At 66.9% G+C, this 17,075-nt stretch carries 19 protein-coding genes; 15 read left to right on the top strand and 4 right to left on the bottom strand.

Features of this window, described 5'->3' with window-relative positions; all coding sequences use genetic code 11:
- Positions 1-13: 13 nt before the first annotated feature.
- Complete coding sequence (locus tag HP507_RS04750; RefSeq protein WP_175350700.1) at positions 14-706, top strand: hypothetical protein; 693 nt, start codon at positions 14-16, stop codon at positions 704-706.
- A gap of 2 nt (positions 707-708) precedes the next feature.
- Positions 709-867, top strand: coding sequence for a hypothetical protein (locus tag HP507_RS04745; RefSeq protein ID WP_175350699.1), 159 nt, complete (start codon positions 709-711; stop codon positions 865-867).
- A 166-nt stretch (positions 868-1,033) separates the two neighbouring features.
- Here the strand turns inward: HP507_RS04745 and HP507_RS04740 are convergent, their stop codons facing one another.
- Positions 1,034-1,249: a DUF1653 domain-containing protein gene (locus HP507_RS04740; RefSeq protein ID WP_175350698.1), complete on the bottom strand. Its 216-nt coding sequence runs from the start codon at positions 1,247-1,249 to the stop codon at positions 1,034-1,036.
- Positions 1,250-1,290: 41 nt separating this feature from the next.
- On the opposite strand from HP507_RS04740, the gene HP507_RS04735 reads away from it, so the two are divergent.
- On the top strand, positions 1,291-1,896 hold the full coding sequence (locus HP507_RS04735; RefSeq protein ID WP_175350697.1) for a TMEM175 family protein: 606 nt from the start codon (positions 1,291-1,293) through the stop codon (positions 1,894-1,896).
- A 26-nt stretch (positions 1,897-1,922) separates the two neighbouring features.
- Positions 1,923-2,117 (top strand): DUF308 domain-containing protein, encoded by a 195-nt coding sequence (locus HP507_RS04730; RefSeq protein ID WP_175350696.1) that lies wholly within the window; start codon positions 1,923-1,925, stop codon positions 2,115-2,117.
- Between the two features lie 164 nt (positions 2,118-2,281).
- Here HP507_RS04730 and HP507_RS04725 read toward each other — a convergent pair whose 3' ends face one another.
- Positions 2,282-2,929 carry a LysE family translocator gene (locus tag HP507_RS04725; RefSeq protein ID WP_217508498.1) on the bottom strand — a complete coding sequence of 216 codons (648 nt, stop codon included), beginning with the start codon at positions 2,927-2,929 and terminating at the stop codon, positions 2,282-2,284.
- A gap of 241 nt (positions 2,930-3,170) precedes the next feature.
- On the opposite strand from HP507_RS04725, the gene HP507_RS04720 reads away from it, so the two are divergent.
- The 5 genes from HP507_RS04720 to HP507_RS18320 are packed head-to-tail and all read left to right on the top strand — an operon-like array spanning position 3,171 to position 8,158.
- Entirely contained in the window at positions 3,171-4,058 is an 888-nt protein-coding gene (locus tag HP507_RS04720) for a MurR/RpiR family transcriptional regulator (protein WP_175350695.1), read from the top strand.
- Positions 4,059-4,068: 10 nt separating this feature from the next.
- Positions 4,069-4,992, top strand: a complete 924-nt coding sequence (gene murQ / locus HP507_RS04715; protein ID WP_175350694.1) for an N-acetylmuramic acid 6-phosphate etherase — start codon at positions 4,069-4,071, stop codon at positions 4,990-4,992.
- A 48-nt stretch (positions 4,993-5,040) separates the two neighbouring features.
- Positions 5,041-6,552, top strand: coding sequence for a PTS transporter subunit EIIC (locus HP507_RS04710; RefSeq protein WP_175350693.1), 1,512 nt, complete (start codon positions 5,041-5,043; stop codon positions 6,550-6,552).
- Complete coding sequence (locus tag HP507_RS04705; RefSeq protein ID WP_175350692.1) at positions 6,552-7,745, top strand: MupG family TIM beta-alpha barrel fold protein; 1,194 nt, start codon at positions 6,552-6,554, stop codon at positions 7,743-7,745. Before HP507_RS04710 ends, HP507_RS04705 begins: the two co-directional genes overlap by 1 nt.
- A complete protein-coding gene (locus tag HP507_RS18320) occupies positions 7,742-8,158 on the top strand; it encodes an NUDIX domain-containing protein (RefSeq protein WP_175350691.1) in 417 nt (138 codons plus the stop codon). Before HP507_RS04705 ends, HP507_RS18320 begins: the two co-directional genes overlap by 4 nt.
- A gap of 43 nt (positions 8,159-8,201) precedes the next feature.
- Here HP507_RS18320 and HP507_RS04695 read toward each other — a convergent pair whose 3' ends face one another.
- Positions 8,202-8,645 (bottom strand): DUF1643 domain-containing protein, encoded by a 444-nt coding sequence (locus HP507_RS04695; protein ID WP_175350690.1) that lies wholly within the window; start codon positions 8,643-8,645, stop codon positions 8,202-8,204.
- Positions 8,646-8,780: 135 nt separating this feature from the next.
- Here HP507_RS04695 and HP507_RS18515 point away from each other — a divergent pair, with 135 nt between their 5' ends.
- The 5 genes from HP507_RS18515 to HP507_RS04675 all read left to right on the top strand — a co-directional run bounded on the left by HP507_RS18515 (position 8,781) and on the right by HP507_RS04675 (position 15,863).
- Complete coding sequence (locus HP507_RS18515) at positions 8,781-8,981, top strand: AbrB/MazE/SpoVT family DNA-binding domain-containing protein (protein WP_376984139.1); 201 nt, start codon at positions 8,781-8,783, stop codon at positions 8,979-8,981.
- Positions 8,978-10,753: a DNA methyltransferase gene (locus HP507_RS04690; RefSeq protein ID WP_175350689.1), complete on the top strand. Its 1,776-nt coding sequence runs from the start codon at positions 8,978-8,980 to the stop codon at positions 10,751-10,753. Before HP507_RS18515 ends, HP507_RS04690 begins: the two co-directional genes overlap by 4 nt.
- Positions 10,750-12,639 (top strand): N-6 DNA methylase, encoded by a 1,890-nt coding sequence (locus HP507_RS04685; RefSeq protein WP_175350688.1) that lies wholly within the window; start codon positions 10,750-10,752, stop codon positions 12,637-12,639. The genes HP507_RS04690 and HP507_RS04685 overlap by 4 nt, the downstream gene beginning before the upstream one ends.
- Before the next feature lie 76 nt (positions 12,640-12,715).
- On the top strand, positions 12,716-14,392 hold the full coding sequence (locus tag HP507_RS04680) for an McrB family protein (RefSeq protein WP_175350687.1): 1,677 nt from the start codon (positions 12,716-12,718) through the stop codon (positions 14,390-14,392).
- 88 nt (positions 14,393-14,480) lie between these two features.
- Positions 14,481-15,863 carry a 5-methylcytosine restriction system specificity protein McrC gene (locus HP507_RS04675; protein WP_175350686.1) on the top strand — a complete coding sequence of 461 codons (1,383 nt, stop codon included), beginning with the start codon at positions 14,481-14,483 and terminating at the stop codon, positions 15,861-15,863.
- A 316-nt stretch (positions 15,864-16,179) separates the two neighbouring features.
- Here the strand turns inward: HP507_RS04675 and HP507_RS04670 are convergent, their stop codons facing one another.
- Entirely contained in the window at positions 16,180-16,539 is a 360-nt protein-coding gene (locus HP507_RS04670; protein ID WP_271207120.1) for a 5-methylcytosine restriction system specificity protein McrC, read from the bottom strand.
- A 111-nt stretch (positions 16,540-16,650) separates the two neighbouring features.
- Here HP507_RS04670 and HP507_RS04665 point away from each other — a divergent pair, with 111 nt between their 5' ends.
- Positions 16,651-17,040 (top strand): hypothetical protein, encoded by a 390-nt coding sequence (locus tag HP507_RS04665; RefSeq protein ID WP_175350684.1) that lies wholly within the window; start codon positions 16,651-16,653, stop codon positions 17,038-17,040.
- Positions 17,041-17,075: the final 35 nt, after the last annotated feature.

Below are 17,075 nucleotides of genomic sequence, written 5' to 3'. Positions count from 1 at the left end.
GAAGGGGACGCCGATGTCCTACCGCACGCCCCGCGCCGCCACCGCGCTGACCGCTTGCTTCGCCGCCGTCGCCTCGTGCCTCGTCGCCGCTGGTCCGGCCAGTGCGAACACGAACGCAGACGAAGCGACCATGCGTGACACCTGGAACACCTACGATGTGCCGGCTTCAACGCAGGACAGACTCCTCGACGAACTGACTTCCGGCGGTACGTGGGATTCTCTCGAGGGCAAGACCCCGATCGCGACCGAATCGACGATTCGGTCAGGAACCGAGGAGACGGTGGCGCGGTTCGCTGACGGTTCCATCAGTGTCACCGAGGTCGAACTCCCCACCGCCGGAGGTGCACGGGCATCCCTCAGCGGCTGCAAGATCCTCTCGCAGACGCACTACGACTCCAGGCGCTTCTGCAACGTCTCGACCAACGTCGTCGTGGCCTCGGCCGCCTACACGGTGACGTACCGCGTGGTGCAGGGCGGCCCTTCGTCGATCGTCAGTCGCTCGAGTGCCAGCGCCATGGTCACCAGGGGCTACCTCGGGAACATCTCGAAGAAGCAAATGGTCACCTCGCGGACCACCCAGAGCGGATCGAGCCCTGCGGTTGTCACAGGACGATGGACCTGGACTTCGAACCACGGGGCTGGTTCGCGGGACTACTGGCTGCAGTTCAACGTTCGCGGAACGTCCACATGGGCGCAGAACAATTGAGGATGCCTGACGTGACTTCGGCCATTGCTGAGACGCAGAATCCGCTCATCCCGGTGGGCTGGGACATCGCGGGCACCGTCCTGAGCATCGTGGTGACAGCGGCGATCATCGCCGTGATCTGCTTGCTCGTCTGCACCACCAAGCGCCGGGGGCGCGACTGACCTGAGGGGCCCGCTCACAGAGGGCGGGCCCCTCAGTCCAGCGCGGTCGGCTCAGCTGCGGCGGGTGTGCACCTCCTGAATAGCGATGTGGTGGTGACTGGCGGTGACGAGCGACGGGACTGGCACCGGGCCCCGTGAAGCAGCCCTCTCGAAGCGGCTGACCACCTCACTTGATCGAAGTGAACCGCGGCCCCTCGTACCCGTCGCGGGACACGTGTGCCGTGAAGTCCTCGAGCGACCGCACCCAGTGCCCCCGATCCCCGTACAGCGCCTGGTAGACGACCACCGGCTCCTCGGTCTCGACGTCCCGCGCGACGAGCACCACCTCGTACTCCCCGCCCTTGAAGTGGCGGTACCGGCCGGGCGTCACGTCGTCGCTCATCCTCCCGATGCTAGAGCCGCCGTGGTCCCTAGACTCGGGCCATGACCGAGCAGGCACGGACCGAGCGCGGCCTCGACCGTCTCGTGAACTTCTCCGACGCGACCGTCGCCATCGCGATCACGCTCCTCATCCTCCCGCTGGTCGACATCGCCGGTGAGCTCACCCGCGGCGAGAGCGCGGGCGACCTGCTGCGGAACCACTGGCCCTCGCTCGTGGAGTTCTTCGTCACGTTCTGGGTCATCGCGCGTTTCTGGACGCTGCACCACCAGGTGTTCGAGCACGTCCGCTCCTACAACCTGCGGCTGATGCGGCTGAACTTCGTCTGGCTCGTCAGCATCGTGTTCCTGCCGTTCGCCACCAACCTGCTGAACACCAGCGCGAACGGTGACCGGGTGTCCTACGCGCTGTACCTCGGGAGCATGGTCGTCACGAGCGTGACCCTGACCGCCATCGAGCGCGAACTCCGGCGATCCCCGGAGCTCCTGTCGACACCGCTCGGCGACTGGCGCAGGGGTCCGATCGCCGCCGGGCTGCTCGCACTGGCTCTCGTGCTCGCGATGATCTTCCCGTCGGTCGGGCTCTACTGGGTGCTGCTCCTCGTCCTGCAGGGCACCCTCACGAAGCTCCTCCCAAAGCCCCGCACCTGAGACGAGGAAGAGCAGGAGAGAACACCATGCGCAGCATCGTCGTCAGCGTCCCGTTCGCACTCGTCGTCAGTGTGGCCCTCGTGGCCTTCGGCGCAGTCCTCGCGACCGCCCCGGGAACCGCAGGCCTGTGGATCAGCAACGCTGTCGCCGCCGTCGCGCTGTTCGTAGCGATCGTCTACACCGGCGCCGCGATCCGACGCCGCCGTAGTCGTCACAACTGACCCACGCCGCCCTAGCGGGTGCCCCGCGCCGGCCGACAGCCGGTGCCGGGCGCTCATGGTTCACACCCCCGGAGGAGGGACTTCGTGCACCGGCGGCAGCGCCTTCCGCCGAGGCAGCGCACCGCGCCCGGCACGGCACCGGACGCGCCGGTGAGCAGCACCCGTCAGCGCGACGTGCCCTCGAGCGCGATCCGCGCCCCGAACCCGACGATCGCAATCCCGGCTACACCGTCGATCGTGCGCGCCACGCGCCGCTTCGACAGCCACGCCCGGAACCGCTGCGCCACGAGGGTCAGCAGCGTGAGCCACACCGCGCCGAGCACGACGTGCACCCCGGCGAGTGCGATGCCCCACGTGATCTGCGGCGCTCCCGCGGGGATGAACTGCGGGAGGAGCGCAACATAGAACGCGCCCATCTTCGGGTTGAGCAGGTTCGTCATCGTGCCCTGCCGCCACCCGCCGAGGAACGAGTCCGTCGTCCCCGTCGTCGGCTGCTCGGCCCCGTGGGAGGTGTTCCCCCGGATCGCGGACCACAGCATCCGCCCGCCGATGTACACGAGGTAGGCGGCCCCGACGAAGCGGAGCACGTCGTAGGCGACCTCCGAAGCGATCAGGATCGCACTCACCCCGGCCGCCGCGAGCACACCCCAGGCCATCGTCCCGGTCTGGATGCCCGCGATCACGCCCCAGGCGCGCCGCCGACCGCCGAGCGCGGCACTCCGCAGCACCAGCGCCGTGTCGAGGCCCGGCGTCACGGTGAGCACGGCGACGACGAGCGCGAAGGACCAGAGGACGGTGATCGAGGGCAGCACGGCACCAGCGTATTGCTGCTGCGGAGGTCTGACGGCGAGACCCGGACTGGAGGAACGAATCGCCTCGTCAGGGCGCGGTGCGTCGTCGAGGTGGGTCACGCCTCCACGCCGTGCCGTACGCCCAAAGGGTGGTCCGAGTGCCGGCGGCGATGCTCACCAAGCGCCCAGACCGCAACCGACGAAACACGAAAGTAACTTGCAGCTCTGGTGCCGCAGCCTGCAATGCGCTTTCATGGGGCGCATGACGATCACCGACCGCACCGACCGCGCCGACGCGTTCGCCCTCGTCCGGACCCAGTCCCGCACGATGCCGACAAGCATGCGCGCCATCGCCGACGCCGTCCTCGATGACCCCGCGACCGCTGCGACGACCAGTGCCGCCGAGCTCGCCGGACGCGCCGGGGTCTCCCCCGCCACCGTCTCCCGTTTCGCCCAGCACCTCGGGTTCGCGAACTTCGCCGCACTCCAGCGCAGCATGACCCGGGCCGTCGAGCGGGGCATCCACGAGCGGCGCGAGACCGAGATCCACGCCGGCGTCGGGGTCGATGACGACGTCGCCACCGTGATCGCGAAGGTCACCGAGGACGTCCGCGCCGTGATGAGCGACACCCGCGCCACGCTCGACCCGCACGCCCTCGAGGCCGCCGCGGCAGCGATCAGCGACGCCCGCCGGGTCGCCCTCTACGGCGTCGGCGCGAGCGGCATCGTCGCCCGCGACCTGCACCTCAAGCTCGAGCGCATCGGCATCGCGAGCTCGATCGCCGACGACCCGCACAACGCCCTCACCCTGGCGAGCGTCCTCGGGCCGAACGACGTCCTGGTGATCACGAGCCACTCCGGCACGACGACCGAGGCACTCGAAGTGGCGGCACTCGCCCACGAGAACGGCGCCACCGTCGTCGCGATCACCGGCCATGCCGCCTCGCCGCTCGTCCACCACACTGACCACGTCCTGCTCGGTGTCGCCGGCGCCGAGAGCGACCTCCGCCCCGCAGCGATGGGCAGCCGGATGAGCCAACTCGCCATCGTCGACGCCCTGTTCATCGTCGTCGCCCAGCGCACCGACGAACGCTCCCGACCACTCCTCGCCCGCAGCCGCCACGCGGTCCGCACGCACCACCGTTCCTGAAACGAGCACCATGCACCACGACCAGCTGCACCACGACGACCTGCGCGACGAACTCGCAGGCCTCACCACGGAGATGACCGACCCGAGCCTGGACGACATCGACCGGGTCACCACCCTCGAGGCTGCCCAGCGCATGAACGCGCTCGACCGCAGCGTGCCTGCGGCACTCGAGCCGTGCCTCCCGGCCATCGCCCTCGCCGCCGACCAGATCGCAGCCGCCTTCGCGCGCGGCGGCAGACTCGTCTACGTCGGCGCAGGCACACCGGGACGACTCGGCGTCCTCGACGCCAGCGAGTGCCCACCCACCTTCGGTACCGACCCCGCGCAGGTGGTCGGTCTGATCGCCGGCGGTCAGGTCGCGCTCACCACCGCCGTCGAGGGCGCCGAGGACGACGAGGAAGCCGCTGTCCGCGACCTCGACGCGCTCGACCTGACGGCCGACGACGTGGTCGTCGGGATCAGCGCGTCCGGCAGGACCCCCTACGTGATCGCAGCCATCCTGGAGGCGCGGCGCCGCTCCGCCCTGTCGGTCTCCGTCGCGTGCAACGCCGGGTCGGCCGCGGGGCGGGAGGCGGACATCGCCATCGACGTCGTCGTCGGTCCCGAGTTCATCGCCGGGTCCACCCGCCTGAAGGCGGGAACCGCGCAGAAGCTCGTGCTCAACATGCTCACCACCCTCGCGATGGTGCGCAGCAACAAGACGTACGGCAACCGCATGGTCGACGTGCGTGCGACGAACGCGAAGCTCGTCGCGCGGGCGTTCTCACTCGTGCAAGACGTGACCGGCGCCCCCGACTCCGAGGTGTCCGCTGCTCTCGACGAGGCCGACGGCGAGGTGAAGACCGCCATCGCGATGATCCTCACCGGGGCATCAGCCGGTGACGTCCGGGCGCGCCTGGACGCCGCTGGCGGCTCCCTGCGCGCCGTGCTCTAGCTCCCTTCCCCTGCAAGCCCGATTCCTTTCCCCCGAGGAGCACCATCAATGACCGATGCACAGCAACTCGCACAACAGATCCTCGACACCGTCGGTGGATCCTCGAACATCGCCGACGTCGAGAACTGCATGACCCGGCTGCGGGTCGAGGTCTCGTCTCCCGCTTCTGTCGACCTGCCGGGTCTGCAGGCGATCGACGGGGTCATGGCCGCGATCGCCGCAGGCTCGAACCTGCAGATCGTGCTCGGGCCGGGTCTCGTCGACCGGGTCGCGGTCGACCTGGAGGCTCTCCGTTCGGGTTCGGCCACGCCTGCTGGTGCGGCTTCGGCCTCGGTGTCGCCCGAGGAACTGGCCGCACGTGGTGCCGCGATCAAGGCGTCCGCCCGGTCCCGCTCCGACGGGCGGACCATGCGCGCCATCCGTCGCATCTCCGCGATCTTCATCCCGCTCATCCCCGCGCTGATCGCCTGTGGCCTCATCGCAGGCATCAACGGCATCCTGACGAACCTCGGCTGGCTGCCGGGCATCACGCCGTTCCTCGCCGTGCTGTCCAGCGGCTTCCTGTCGCTGCTCGCCGTGTTCGTCGGGATGAACGCCGCGAAGGAGTTCGGCGGCACGCCCATCCTCGGTGGCGCGGTCGGCGGCATCATCGTCGCTGCCGGCGTCGCGAACGTCACCGTGTTCGGCGAGACCCTCGCTCCCGGGCAGGGCGGTGTGCTCGGCGCGATGGCCGGCGGGATCCTCGCCGCCTACGTCGAGCGGTTCATGCGGAAGGTCACGCCGGACGTCATCGCGCTCATCGTCGTGCCGACCGTCACCGTGCTCGTCGCCGGCTCGGTGACACTCGGAGTCCTGATGTCCGTCGCCGGAGTCATCTCCGTCGCGATCGGCACCGCGGCCGCCTGGCTCCTCGCCAACGGTGGGGCGTTCGCCGGGTTCATCCTCGGTGGGTTCTTCCTGCCGCTCGTGATGACCGGCATGCACCAGGCGCTCACCCCGATCCACACCACGTTGATCGACCAGACGGGGTGGACCGTGCTGCTGCCCGTGCTGGCGATGGGTGGTGCGGGGCAGATCGGTGCGGCGATCGCGCTCTGGATGCGATTCCGTCACAACGAGGCGCTCTCCCGCACGATCCGCGGTGCTCTGCCCGCCGGGCTCCTCGGCGTCGGCGAGCCCCTCATCTACGGCGTGACGCTCCCCCTCGGGCGGCCGTTCATCACCGCGTGCATCGGTGGGGCGTTCGGTGGCGGCGTCGTCGGGCTGTTCGACCAGCTCGGGCACTCGGTCGGGGCGATCGCCATCGGGGCGTCGGACCTGTCGCTCATCCCGCTCCTCAATGGTTCGTCCGGCTACGGCTGGGCGCTGCTCGGATACGGGTCGGGGCTGGTCGTGGCGTACGTCGTCGGGTTCGTGGCGACGCTGCTGTTCGGGGTGTCCGCGTCGGTGAAGGCCGACCTCGAGGCGCAGTCGACGGCCTCGCCCGGCGATCCAGTCGCCCCGGCGGCGCCGCTCGACGTCGAGGTCACGCCCGTCGATTCCGTCGGGGCTGCTCGCTGATGCGGCTGGGCGCGAGCGCGTACCTGGCGCACGCTGCGCTGGCGGGTCCGACGTTCTCGGCTGCGGCGGAGGCGGGTGCGACGCTCGCGTTCACGTCGTTGCACATCCCGGAGGACTCGCCTGCGGGCGCCCGAGCTGCGGCGACCGCGATCGTGTCGGCTGCTGCGTCGTCCGGGCTTGCGGTCGTCGCCGATGTCTCCCCCAACACCGCCCGGCTGCTCGGTGATTCGCCGTGGGAGTTCCTGCGGTCGATCGGGGTGGCCCGGGTCCGGATCGACTTCGGGTTCTCTCCCGCGGAGGTTCGCGCGATCGCCGCGGTGCTGCCGATCGCACTCAACGCGAGCACCCTGCGCGCCGCCGACCTCGCGCCGTTCGCGGACCTGGACGTCGAGCTCATCCACAACTTTTACCCGCGGGAGTGGACCGGGCTTGCACTGGCGTCGGTCGCGTCGTCGGTCGCAGTTGCCCGCTCGTTCGGCTGGCGGGTCGGGGCGTTCATCGCGGGCGACTCCGTCCGGCGTGGGCCGCTCGGCGAGGGTCTGCCGACCATCGAGGAGCACCGGACCATGCCGCCGTTGTTCCAGGCGCTGGCGCTCGTCGACGCTGGTGTGGACGACGTGTACGTCGGAGATTCGGCGCTGACCGATCACTCATGGGCGAGGCTGGGGTCGTTCATCAGGGACGACGTCGTCGTGCTCGACGGTGTTGCGGCGCCGGGCGTGCACCCGGCGGTGATCGAGATGCTGGCAGTCCCCGATCGGAACCGCCCTGATGCTGCCGAAGCCATGATCCGGCTGGAGCACTCGCGCGAGCGGTTCGCCGGGTTGCCGCTGCCCGAGGTCGGTGGGCAGCCGAGGCCGACGGGGTCGGTGACCGTGCAGTTGGCGTCGGCGGGGAGGTACTGCGGAGAGGTGGGGATCACGCTCCGCGACTTGCCTGCGGACGGCCGCGTCGCAGTCGTCGGCGCGTTGACTGCGCCGGTTGTGCTCGGGACGCGTTCCTTCGCGACGATCCTTGACTGCGCCTCCTCCACCGCATCGACTCTGGCAGTCGTTCGCCAGCCGACGGGCCGGGTCCGGCCGGGCACCGACATCCCGCCTTCCGAATCGGCCTGTTCCTCAACGCATGCCTCTGACCCCGCAACGAGGTTTGCACGTGCGCCCGAGGTTCAACGCCGAGCTCTCACGTCATGACCGGCGGACAGCCCGAGAGCGAAGTGGACGCACGGAGCCAGCCCGATGCACGGCCGCGCCGAGTGTCGAGCGGGAGCTCGACGGTCGAAACGAAATCACCCGGTCTGCACGACGGCGCATGGCAGGGTGGACTTCGTGATCGAAGTTGCAGGTGCCCGCACCCGCGCGGACGGGACCGTCCTCGCCTTCCCACGGGCCCCGGTCGACCGGCAGCGGGCCAGTGGGAGTTCCCCGGCGGGAAGGTGGAGCGAATCGAGCTGCCCGGAGCAGCACTCGCGAATGAACTCTGCGAAGAGCTCGGGCGACGTCATCGGCGGTGGTCGCGGGCCCGCCGCGGCCCTATTGACAGACCACCCCGAAGGGCGCAGTCGACCTCGAGGCCTTCTACAGGATCGCATCGCTGCACAACCTGAGTAGCCCGTCGGGAACGCTTATCGCCGGACCTCGCCCGGGCGCTCACGCCCGGAGCACCATCGAGCGCCGGACGGCTTCCGCGAAAGACAACCCAGGATGATGACGGCTCGTCCAACGCTGCCACCGCGACGGATGGCGCGGACCCTCGCCGACCACGAACACGGGCAGGGCCAGTTCGCAGAGCAGCTCGTCAAGCCACGCGAGCTGCACCCGATGATGGACCCGGGCTGGACCCGTCGGTGACTTCAAGCCATAGGCAAGCAAGACAAGATCCGCCTGTCGGAGCTCGCGTTCAATCGTCGGACGCGCCACAATCCAAGCGTCAGGCTCGGCTCCTGCAATCGAGATCCCACCGCTACGGTGCGTCACCGCCGAGAAGAGATTGACCACACGCACCTCTGCGGCCGAGACGATCTCGCGGGCGAGTTCAACACGCGCCAGAGTCCGCGTTCCGTCGGTCTCAGGAGGGTTACTCAGCACGCACACCAACCGAGCGTCATCCCCCCATTGTCGGACGCTCCTACTACCGTTCAACACCGCGGACACACCTCCATCGTGCCACCTCGCACGACGCGTTGGTGAGGCAGCTAAGAGTTCTATTAGCGATGCTAGGATGACATCATGGCCTCGGAAGCCCCCATCTGGTACGGCCCTCGGGCACTCACGAAGGTGCGTCAGGTCTGCATCCCCGTAGAACTCGTCCGCGCCCTCGGGTTGGACGCTGGCAGCGAAGTTCAATTTGCGCTGACACCAGATGGGGACGAGATCCGGATCCGGCCGACGGGGCGCTCTCGTGCGCCCGAGGTCAAGGAGGCGTCATGAGCGCAGACGATCTTGAAGCCCTGTATGCAGCACCCCTCCCGGCGAACCGATCGGGAGCGCTCTACAACGCTTTTTCGTATCCGACGAAGATTTCAGCGGAGAGTGTCGGTCTGTTCATCGCTTGCCACACGGAGCCGGGCGACCACGTGCTCGACACATTCGGTGGCTCCGGCTCGACGGCAATCGGCGCGCTGCTGTGCGAACGGCCAACCGACCTTATGCTCACCCTGGCCGCTGAGAGAGGCCTGCAACCAAAGTGGGGAGCTCGAAGGGCCACCGTTTACGAACTATCGGAAATCGCAACGCTGCTGACACGTGTGATGACGGCAGCCCCGGAACCCACCGCGTTCACGGCCGCCGCCCGTCGTCTGGTCGCTGCGGCCGAGCATCTCGAGCCGTCGCTCTACGCCTCGGAGGGGCCTGACGGGGAGTCAGGAACAGTTCGCCAGGTGATCTGGAGCGACGTCGTCGCGTGCCCGAAGTGCGGCGAAGAGACCACCTACGCGGACACTCGCGTCCGGTACAACCCTCTGCGCTTTGATACCCAGCACACCTGCGCCTGTGGCCACACCGGCTCACCGGATGACTGGCCACGCGTCCTTGAAGATGTCCTCGACCCCTGGACAGGCGAAACGCTGACACGCCGTCGTCGGGTGCCCTGGAAGGTTTACGGCACCGGCCCAGCCGGCAACTGGAGCCGAACTGCCGTCCCTGCGGATGCGGACAATGAAGAGGAGGCTCGACTGCGCCCACTCCCCGAATCAGCCCCGCTCACAGCTCTGCACTGGGGGGACCTGCATCGCAATGGCTACCACCAGGGCATCGCCTCCCTGCACCACCTCTACACGGCCCGTAATTTCAGGGCGCTGGCGGTGCTCTGGCAGCTCATCGACCGGGAGCAAGAGGAACTCCGCGAGGCGCTCAAGCTACTCGTGCTTTCGTACAACGCGGCGCACTCGACACTCATGACGCGCGTGGTCCTCAAGAAGAATTCGACGGACTTCATCGTCACCGGAGCCCAGTCGGGCGTCATGTACGTCAGCGGCTTGCCCGTCGAAAAGAACGTCTTCTCCGGCGTGCGACGCAAGATCTCTACCTTCGCGGCAGCGTTCGAGCTGCTGCACGGGCTGAACGGCGAGGCGACTGTGGTGACCGGAAGCAGCGCGGACCTGCACCTCGAAGACGACTCGATCGACTATGTCTTCACTGATCCGCCTTTCGGCGCCTATATCCCGTACTCGGAGATCAATCAGGTCAACGAACTTTGGCTCGGACAGACGACGCAGACCCAAGACGAAGCGATCATCTCGCCCGCGCAAGGCAAGGGCGTCGACGAGTACCGGGCGCTCCTCACGTCCGTCTTCTCAGAGGTGGCGCGGGTGATGAAGCCGACAGCCGAAGCCACGCTGGTATTCCATTCGTCGCAGGCATCCGTCTGGCGGGCGCTGGCAACCAGCCTTGACGACGCGGGGCTCACGGTCACCGCCTCGAGCATCCTCGACAAGACGCAGGGCAGCTTCAAACAAGTAAACGGGCATCTCGCCGTGAGCGGCGATCCCATGCTGCGTCTGACAAAGCGCTCGCAGCCGACATCCCTGAGTCAGGTCGCCACGTCGACGATGACGGATCTCGTTGCCGGATCCGGTCGACCGGGCGCTACCCCGCGCGAGCGGCAGCGGCAGTTCTCTGAAGTCATCGGCCGAGCCATGGTCGACGGCGTGCCGATCACGATGAACGCACAAGCCGTGTACGACTTCGAGGCGAGCGAGTGACGCTTCTCGCCCCAAAGGAGGCCGACCGGAAAAAGCAACTTGGCCAGTACTTCACCGGGCAGCGAGTCGGGCGCCTCCTAGCCGAGCTCGCCGGCGCCGAGTCTGCGAAGAGCATCATCGACCCGATGGTGGGTTCTGCAGATCTTCTCGTGTCCTGCCTCGCGGCCGGTGCCATGCCGGAACGGATGATCGGCGTCGAGCTGGACCCAATAGCGATTGCGGAGGCCAAGGCGGCCCTGACTGGCGTGGCCGGAGCGAAGCTCCTGCTTTCCGACGCCTTCTCAGCCGAGCTCCCCGCCGAGCAATTCGACCTGGTCATCACAAACCCCCCTTACATCCGCTATCAAGCCAAGCGGGACGTGGACGGCGTCGAAATCCCGTCCGGCGAAACGGTGCGAACCGGCCTCGTGCGCGCCATCGAGTCGCGCGGCGGGCTTACCCCTGCGGTTCGTACGCGCCTTCTCCGTGCCGCTTTCGAATACCCGGGCACAGCAGATATCGCTGTTCCGGCTTGGATCCTCAGTGCTTCGCTCGTCCGCGAGGGGGGCGTTCTTGCTGTCGTAGCACCGCAAGCCTGGCTCAGCCGCAACTACGCCCATGTCGTCCGCGAACTGCTCGACGACCTGTTCAACGTGGAAGTCATCGTCGAGGACGGAGATGCTTCCTGGTTCGAGGATGCCCAGGTCCGGACGCATCTTGTGGTTGCGCGTCACCGGGCTTCCCGGCCGCAATCCCAGCACCGGTCGGTCATCCGGGCACGGGCGACACGGGAGCTCGACTGCGGCGGCTCACTTCGCGGTTCAATGCCCTCCGAGCGGGACGTGGTTGCAGCCCTCCGCGCGATTACATCCGGCTCCGCCACATTGGTCACCACCGGCCTGAGTGCCCATGTTGAACGTGATCTGTTCGTGGCGGCGAAAGGCCAGGCTGGCCATGTGTCCTTACAGGTTGCGGCCGCGCTCGGAGCGGTACCGGGAACGATGACACGAACGCTCGAGTCCTATGGCTGGCGTGCGGGTCAGGGGCTCCGAACCGGAGCGAACGACTTCTTCTACGTCACCGAAAAGGACGGTCCAAAGCCAGCCCGCCGCTGGGGTCTCAACGCATTGTCGCTCCCCCGCGAATGCCTCCTGCCCGCCGTGCGCCGCCAGAGCGACCTGGGTCCACAACGTGACGTCGCGGACGAAGCATCGCTCACCGCACGCGTCTTGTACTTGCAAGGGTGGGTCACGGCAGCAGATTCGAAACGCTTGGCGGCACCGCACACTGCTCGAATCCTGCCGCCCGACGTCGCGAGATGGATTGCCAGAGTCGCAAAGACACCGTTCTCGGACAGCGATCGTTCCAAGCTCTTCCCGGAGCTCACAGCCGTCGCTACTAACGTACGCAACGACCGCTCCGCGAAGCCAATCGCGTTTTGGTACCAACTCCCCGAGCTCGCACCCCGGCACCGTCCCGCCGTGTTCGTGCCGCGAGTCTGCGGCGGACAGCCTGCTGCTTACGCGAACTCGGTCGGTGCTGTGGTTGACGCAAATTTCGCCTCGCTCTGGCCCGTTGAGTCACGCGCGCTTCCTGCCGATGCTTTGCTGGCGCTCCTGAACTCAGCTTGGACATGGGCAAATCTCGAGGCATCCTGCACCGTGCTCGGCGGAGGCGCGCTCAAGGTCGAGGCCACCGACTTACGACGCCTGCCGTTACCTGACCTCGCGGCCGCGGACATCGAGCAACTCTCGGCCCTCGGACGCACGCTGCGGACGCAGACCAGCAGCGAGGCGCTACGCCAAGTCGACGCCCTCGTTTTCAGCGTCCTGGCCCCAGCCACTAATGCAACAACTGGATTGCGCGAACTCGCCGAGCGCTCGCTCCGGCACCGTTCCAAACGCTAGAAGTTCCCACCGTCCTCGTCACCCCAGATCCTCGCAGTACCAATAGGGTTGTTGCACACAACGAAGGGTGGAGCGGATGGATTTGGCACTCGAGACGATCCGGGTACTACGTCGGTTCAAGAACGCGGTGTTGGAAGGTCCGCCCGGCACTGGTAAGAGCCACGTCGTCGACGCCGTCGCTGCGGGCTGGGAAGCCCAAACCAGTCGACCGCTCGGCGGTAACGGGCGCGGACGCTACGCCATCACGCTGCACCCGAGCACCACGTACGAAGAGTTCGTCGAAGGGCTGCGCTACGACGAAACGAAGAGCATGTTTGTCCGCCGGGACGGCTTCCTCCGCGAGGTCATCAGCGACGCGATCAGCAACCCGGGGGCTGACTACCTCGTCCTGATTGATGAGCTAAATCGCGCGAACGTGCCGAAAGTCTTCGGAGACCTCCTGCTCACGATGGAGGCGAGTAAGCGATCCTCGTGGAACGGCACCAAGTGGGCCGGCGGTATGGAGGTCACGCTGCCGTACTCGGGCAAGCTTTTCTCCGTGCCCGACAACGTTTACCTCCTCGGCACCATGAACACATCCGACCGCTCGATCGCCCCAATTGATTCGGCTCTGCGACGCCGGTTCGGATTCGTCCGCGTCGAGCCCCTGGCCGGGGAAGCCCTCCGCGCCAAACTCATTGAGACAGACGGCGCGGAAGCAGCTGAACGTCTCGCGCGTTCCATCGACCAGTTGACGAACCTCAACGAAGCGCTTCGCCGGAGCCTTGGCCCGAGCGCCATGTTGGGACACAGCTATGTGTTCGGCGTAGACCCAACAGGGGGAGCGGTCGCGGATGCGAACGACCCCCTCGCGGTGGTGCGTGAGACAGTATCCGCTTCCGCAGCGACCGGAGTGTTCTGGGTAGAGGCGAGGAAGTTGGACGGGGGGAGCCACAACCAACTGAACCTGCCAGACATCGAGCCGGGCACCGGGCGCAAGGGCATTGTGGATGCCTTCTTCCCGCTGTCTTCGGGGGGTAGCACCACGACGCAACGCTCACCACGAGGGACACACGACAAGGTTGAGATCCTCTTCGCCGGTAAACGCTACGTCGACAACGTGGTCCGGTTTAACCCCGCCGGTCCCAACTATAAGATCTACTACCAAGGCACAACCGCTATCGGCGAGAAGTTCAGCACGATTGGAGCGTCGTTGCTCCTGGACCACAAGGTGCACGTTTGGTTACGTCGGAACGACAACACCCTCGAGCTCCTGCTGCTCGACCGCTCCCCCGCGGTACTCGCCGCGCTAGAAGGGGTAAGCGTTGCTCCTGACGGCTGGCACGAGCACACGCGCAATCCTAACGGGCGCTCCTACGGCGTCGTCGATCTCGCCTCGCTCGCCGCGACCGGCACCACGCAGCGCAGCGCGGATGAAGATGCCGAATGGATGATTTGGCGATATGCGATCCTGCCGCAGCTTCTCGACACAGCAACGCAAGTCGGCGCAACCGAGCTTCTCACGACACGGACCCGCAACGCCTGGCTAGAGACTGCAAATGCGAGCGATCTCGCCGACCGATGGGCGACGTTCGACGCGTTCCTCAGCAGCTTGTCGCTGACGATCGAGGAGGAAGGCCATGGGCTGACACGCGGGCTCACCGTCTCCGAGGTTCCTTCAAGCCCCGCGCCCGATTCCACTGACGCTCCGGAACCAACCGGCACCACGCCAGTGACAAACGAAGACGATCCCTATGCCACCGACGATGAGTAGCGAAGGGCGTCTTTGGATCAGAGCCAGTCCTCGCGGGAGTCGGTCGGGTTTTGCCGTCCTACCGGATGGTGCTGGTGGCCGGATCACCGTGACCGTCCTACCCAAACCTTGGGCACCTCGGGCCAAAACCACCCGTGAGTACGTGCACGTCGAGGGTTCCACGACGCACCTGGTTCTGCACGAGACCGAGCAGATCGCGATCCGGTCTTCCCATGCGGCACGGGGCGCGATCGCTTTGAACCTGGTGAACATCGGTAGCGAGCAGGCGGGGCTACTTGAGCTAGCAGCTACCCGCGACCACGACCACGAGCCAACCGACGCCGCAACCTCCAGCGATCCCTTCGGCGCTCTTCTCGATCTCGCATTGCTGGCCGAGCGCGGCAGCCTGTCCAACAGCCCTCTGTCCTTCGAGGGCGCCCTCGCACAGTCGTTTCTTCGGCTCCTCACACACGAGCGCCTACTGCAGGCCGTGGAACGTCTAATCTTCCGGGCTCGCCCGAAGTACGCCGAGCGGACAGAAGTACTCGAGCAGCCGCGGGGTCGTTTGAGCGAGCGCAGCTTGCTGTTCTCCATGAAATCGGGCACGCCTCGGGTGGAGTCGACCTTTGACGAGCTCACCGTCGACACGCCCTTACTCCAGGTGGTCGCGTCCGCTCTCCGAGTGATCGCCAGCGAGCGGTTGCCTGCGAAGATTGTGGCGCTGAGTCCAGGTTTACCGAACCGAGCGGTCAACCTTCTCCGCCATCTGACTGGAGTGCGCCTATTAGATCGGGAACATGCCGCCCGCGTAGCCGAAAACCTCTGGCTGAGCCCGCTCGACCGTATCTGGGAACCGACCATCGACGCAGCGCTGCCCGTGCTCCGTCAGCAGGCGGTCATGCCGGAGGATCAACTGGACTCGAGCGGCGCGATCGCCATTCACGTGTCGACCGAGAAGTTCTGGGAACAGTGCCTCGAACTTGCGCTGACCGCCGCCTTCCCTACCCTCGCGGTCAGCAGAAACGCCAAAGCCGGCGAAGGGGTGAACGTCCCCACACCCTGGGCACCCACCGCTGATGGATTCGCACAACCTGAGGCGGCCGTCGATTCCTATCCAGATTTCATGTTCACGACATCGCTGCATGTGGTCGTCGCTGACGCAAAGTACAAACTCGGCGGCACGAGGGCACCGAGCTCGCAGGACGGCTATCAGCTGTTCGCGTACAGTCACCTTGCTTCCCTCAATGAGCAGCGGTCGTCAATCGCGATGATCCTCTATCCTACGCGCCACGGCGCACGCTCGAGTCAGGTCGAGTTGCAGCGTCTCACTGGAGGGGGCTACCCACTATGGCTCGTCCAATTGCCGTTCCCCACACCGAATAATCTCCGCAGCCCCACGGCATGGAGCGCGTTCGTCACGGCTCTTTCGAGCAACCTCCAAGAGTTATCCACGAGCTGGAATGTCGACCGAACCAAGCGTCCGTCTGACTAGCCGGGCAAGGACGGATATCCGGCGCCGCACCAATCAGAAGAAATCTTCGAAGCCGACCCCATCAAAGGCGCCTGAGGATACCTGTTGGGCAAGGCCCCTACTGGTCCCCCAAAAGCTGGTCCCACGGCGCGTCCACTAACAGCGCGACTCGCCGAATGTGCGGGCCTTTAACCTCATCAATGGGACCCGAAGTGCTGTCGCCCACCGCGTACGCGAGCCACCCGTCCCCGAGCCCGAACCCGTACCTTCGGCAGTACGCAGTCATCTGTTAGCGGTCCGTGTTGCGGGTATTGCCCGTGCTTGGCCACCTTGTACTTCACGTCGATGCACATCCGAACTTCCCCGCCGACGAGCCACACGAGGTCCCGATCTTCACCGTCCCCTCGACGTGGAGCGTTGACGCGTACTGTGCCGCGAGCTCTCCTCCGTACGGCCCAAACGCTTCGCGCAGCGCGGCGGTCATGAGGTCCTCGAACACCCACCACATGTCGACGAGGAACCCGGCGGCCACGAGCGACCCAGCGCGCTGCTTTATCGATGCACCCGACAGCCCGAGCGAGACAATCGGCAGCACCGCGGAGTGGTGCGCGTTCCGCCGGTCCGAGCGGGCCATGGGCACCGGCGCCCCGACGGGGTTCACCGTCACCCCGTCGATCAGCCGCACGACTCGCCGCAGCCGCGCGACGACGTCAGCCGCCGCCCCGGCAGCCGGAGCAACGGCGTCGCCGCTGTCAGGACGAGCCGGTCCTCAGCCGGCGGACCGGGTCTTCGGCCGGATACACACGTCATGACCGGCGATCCGAACGACACCGACCTTCCGGACACCGTTGACTCGGTACTCGTCCACGACGAACGTCGGAGAGACGTCCGCGATCCGCGCGGCGACGAAACCCCCGCGACCTCGCGCGGCATCCGGTGCAGCCTCGGCTGGTCCGCCTCCCGCAGGTCAATCCGCGGGGTCGGCACCTTCGCCCCCCGCAAACGAGCGCGCGGCCTGACGACGCAACGCTGCCAGGCCGTACCGCGCCTCCAGATCGACGCCGTCGCCGTAGTGATGCTCCGCAAGGAGCGGCAGGTTCTCGTACCGCCACACGTCTTCCAGGGCATTCGGGTCAAGGTCCCGCATCAGGCAGGACGGCCCCGCTTTGGCATGGCGATCGGCAATTGCCTAGCTTGATCGACGGCAGTTGCGACCTGTCACCGCTGGAGTCG

Origin of the sequence: Curtobacterium pusillum (assembly GCF_013359865.1) — a bacterium.
In the GTDB taxonomy this organism is placed as follows: Bacteria; Actinomycetota; Actinomycetes; order Actinomycetales; family Microbacteriaceae; genus Curtobacterium; species Curtobacterium pusillum.
The sequence above is the reverse complement of the archived record's forward strand: the minus strand, read 5'-3'. Positions and strand labels throughout refer to the sequence as shown.

What these genes read in the sequence shown, in the direction of transcription:
- HP507_RS04750 (WP_175350700.1), top strand. Translation starts at nt 14, where the DNA reads ATGTCCTACCGCACGCCCCGCGCCGCCACCGCGCTGACCGCTTGCTTC.
- HP507_RS04745 (WP_175350699.1), top strand. Translation starts at nt 709, where the DNA reads ATGCCTGACGTGACTTCGGCCATTGCTGAGACGCAGAATCCGCTCATC.
- HP507_RS04740 (WP_175350698.1), bottom strand. Translation starts at nt 1,249, where the DNA reads ATGAGCGACGACGTGACGCCCGGCCGGTACCGCCACTTCAAGGGCGGG.
- HP507_RS04735 (WP_175350697.1), top strand. Translation starts at nt 1,291, where the DNA reads ATGACCGAGCAGGCACGGACCGAGCGCGGCCTCGACCGTCTCGTGAAC.
- HP507_RS04730 (WP_175350696.1), top strand. Translation starts at nt 1,923, where the DNA reads ATGCGCAGCATCGTCGTCAGCGTCCCGTTCGCACTCGTCGTCAGTGTG.
- HP507_RS04720 (WP_175350695.1), top strand. Translation starts at nt 3,171, where the DNA reads ATGACGATCACCGACCGCACCGACCGCGCCGACGCGTTCGCCCTCGTC.
- murQ (WP_175350694.1), top strand. Translation starts at nt 4,069, where the DNA reads ATGCACCACGACCAGCTGCACCACGACGACCTGCGCGACGAACTCGCA.
- HP507_RS04710 (WP_175350693.1), top strand. Translation starts at nt 5,041, where the DNA reads ATGACCGATGCACAGCAACTCGCACAACAGATCCTCGACACCGTCGGT.
- HP507_RS04705 (WP_175350692.1), top strand. Translation starts at nt 6,552, where the DNA reads ATGCGGCTGGGCGCGAGCGCGTACCTGGCGCACGCTGCGCTGGCGGGT.
- HP507_RS18320 (WP_175350691.1), top strand. Translation starts at nt 7,742, where the DNA reads ATGACCGGCGGACAGCCCGAGAGCGAAGTGGACGCACGGAGCCAGCCC.
- HP507_RS18515 (WP_376984139.1), top strand. Translation starts at nt 8,781, where the DNA reads ATGGCCTCGGAAGCCCCCATCTGGTACGGCCCTCGGGCACTCACGAAG.
- HP507_RS04690 (WP_175350689.1), top strand. Translation starts at nt 8,978, where the DNA reads ATGAGCGCAGACGATCTTGAAGCCCTGTATGCAGCACCCCTCCCGGCG.
- HP507_RS04680 (WP_175350687.1), top strand. Translation starts at nt 12,716, where the DNA reads ATGGATTTGGCACTCGAGACGATCCGGGTACTACGTCGGTTCAAGAAC.
- HP507_RS04665 (WP_175350684.1), top strand. Translation starts at nt 16,651, where the DNA reads ATGACCGGCGATCCGAACGACACCGACCTTCCGGACACCGTTGACTCG.